2 protein-coding genes are annotated in these 470 nt (G+C 63.8%); both read right to left on the bottom strand.

Annotated features, from left to right (window positions below):
* Positions 1 to 87 (bottom strand): TetR family transcriptional regulator (locus tag RM844_RS33705; protein ID WP_394814656.1); only part of this gene is annotated, 87 nt, incomplete at its 3' end.
* Between the two features lie 216 nt (positions 88 to 303).
* Positions 304 to 470, bottom strand: a 167-nt coding sequence (locus RM844_RS32450; protein ID WP_311671029.1) for an acyl-CoA dehydrogenase family protein, incomplete at its 5' end; no start/stop codon positions are given.

Here is a 470-nt window from a genome sequence, read left to right as displayed (position 1 = left end):
ACCGGCCGGCGTGACGCCGACTTCCCTGGCGATCTGAGCCAGCGAGGTGTTGCGCCAGCCATTGCGGGCCAGCAGCTTCTCGGCCACGGAAAGTATCCGCTGCCTGCGGTCTTCCCCCTTGGCCAGGAGCGTCTCATAGGGCCGTGCACCCCCAGAAGACGCCTCTGCCCCTGCCACTGAAGTCACCGGACTCCTTCGTCAAACCAACCTAGTGAACACACAGTAGGTTGGTTTGACCGTCTGTGACAAGTGTCTCAGAGAAAGAAAGTCCCGGCGGCCGTCACAACCGCCGGGAAAGCCGGGTCAGAGGCCCAGCGACTTGGCGATGATCACCTTCCTGACCTCGCTGGTCCCGGCGTAGATCCGCGCCACCCGGGCATCCGCGTAGAGCCGCGCGATGGGGTACTCCATCATGTAGCCGTACCCGCCGAAGAGCTGCAGGCAACGATCGATCACCCGCGCCTGCATCT

The sequence above is a fragment of the Streptomyces chisholmiae genome (assembly GCF_031845445.1).
In the GTDB taxonomy this organism is placed as follows: domain Bacteria; phylum Actinomycetota; class Actinomycetes; order Streptomycetales; family Streptomycetaceae; genus Streptomyces; species Streptomyces chisholmiae.
The sequence above is the reverse complement of the archived record's forward strand: the minus strand, read 5'-3'. Positions and strand labels throughout refer to the sequence as shown.